The 1,731-nt window shown below is 43.2% G+C and carries 1 protein-coding gene; it reads left to right on the forward strand.

Annotated features, from left to right (window positions below):
* Window positions 1–308: 308 nt before the first annotated feature.
* Entirely contained in the window at window positions 309–1,712 is a 1,404-nt protein-coding gene (locus tag CWC28_RS19230) for an MBL fold metallo-hydrolase RNA specificity domain-containing protein (protein WP_138625630.1), read from the forward strand.
* Window positions 1,713–1,731: the final 19 nt, after the last annotated feature.

The following is a 1,731-nucleotide window of genomic DNA, read 5'->3' on the forward strand; positions in this document are numbered from 1 at the left end:
TTGCGAGTTGCGAGTTGCGAGATATTGTAGGCGCGATTTTACATCGCGCAATAAAAACACCGCGCGAAATAAATTTCACGCCTACACCACCGTAGGCGTCACGCTTGCTTGGCGCGTCTGACATTCAGCACCCAGCCCACATTTAAATGCATAACCAAAATTGATCTTCAAACTGACAGCTCCTTAAATTTCACTCCTACATCAAAACGTAGGAACGGCTTTAGCCGTGAATAGTTGAACGCTCACCCATTGCTCTATAAGTCAATAACTTCTATTCTAAAACCTCGCTTAAAAATCAGGAGATTATTATGCATATTAAACACCACGGAGCGGTGAGAGGCGTAACTGGGTCTTGCCATCAGCTATTTATTGATGATGCAAATTCTGTACTTGTTGATTGCGGTCTATTTCAAGGAGAAGACAGTAAACAAGACCTGGCTATTGAGTTTGATATATCAACCGTAAAAGCGCTGATTGTCACGCACTGCCATATCGACCATGTTGGTCGCATACCCTACTTACTTGCAGCTGGTTTTAAAGGGCCTATTTTTACCTCTATTGCCACCGCCAAGTTATTACCTATGGTGATTGAAGATGCCTTAAAAGTAGGTGTAACTCGCGATGAAGCAATAATCCGCACTTGCTTAAAGTTACTAAAACAGCAAATTGTCTCTCTAGATTTCAATACATGGTACTCCATTCCCGTAGGAGTGGGCTTTAGCCCCGAAAAAGTAGCCTCAAGCAAGCAAAATTCATTATATAAAATCCGCCTGCAACGTGCCGGGCACATTTTAGGCTCTGCCTATGTTGAAATTGAGCTAGGTACAAAGCCTAACACGCATAGAGTGGTATTTTCAGGTGATTTAGGTGCACCTTACACGCCATTATTACCGACGCCAAAGCCACCTTACCGCGCCGATACATTAGTTATTGAGTCAACCTATGGTGATAAAAACCATCAAGGTCGAAAGGAGCGTGTAGCCGCTCTTAAAAAGATTATAGAGCGTGCAGTAAGCGATAATGGCGTAGTACTCATACCCGCTTTTAGCATTGGCCGCACTCAAGAGCTGCTCTATGAGTTTGAACAGCTCATTCACTCTGCAAGCAAGCGCTCTATGTGGCATAAACTGCAAATTATTGTAGATTCGCCAATGGCAGCCAATTTCACAAATGAATATTTACACTTTAAAGAACTGTGGGATAACGAAGCAAAAAAACGCGTAAAACAAGGTCGCCACCCACTCGACTTTAAGCAGCTACACACCATTGATAGCCACCAAGAACACCTTGCCCTCATAAACTTTTTAACCTCAAAACAGCAACCCGCAATAATCATTGCTGCCAGCGGTATGTGTAATGGCGGCAGAATAGTTAATTACCTAGAACGGTTTTTGCCAGACAAAACAACCGATGTCATTTTTGTTGGCTACCAAGGGCAAGGAACATTAGGCCGAGAGATTCAAAAATACGGCACACGCGGCGGCTATGTATTTATCGATAATCAAAAAGTCATGATTAAAGCGCAAGTTCATACCATTAGCGGCTACAGCGCCCATGCAGATCAAAAAGGACTTATCAGATTTGTCACCGGTATGCGCAAAAAGCCAAGTTTAATCAAAATCGTCCACGGCGATGAGCAAGCCAAACAGGCACTAGCAGAAAAGTTTAAGGCAGAGTTAAGCGAAAAAGTAGAAATAGTGGTTAGTGAGTAACGAGTTGCGAGTTGCGAGT

Source organism: Pseudoalteromonas sp. S4492 (assembly GCF_005886115.1).
Classification (GTDB): Bacteria; Pseudomonadota; Gammaproteobacteria; order Enterobacterales; family Alteromonadaceae; genus Pseudoalteromonas; species Pseudoalteromonas gelatinilytica.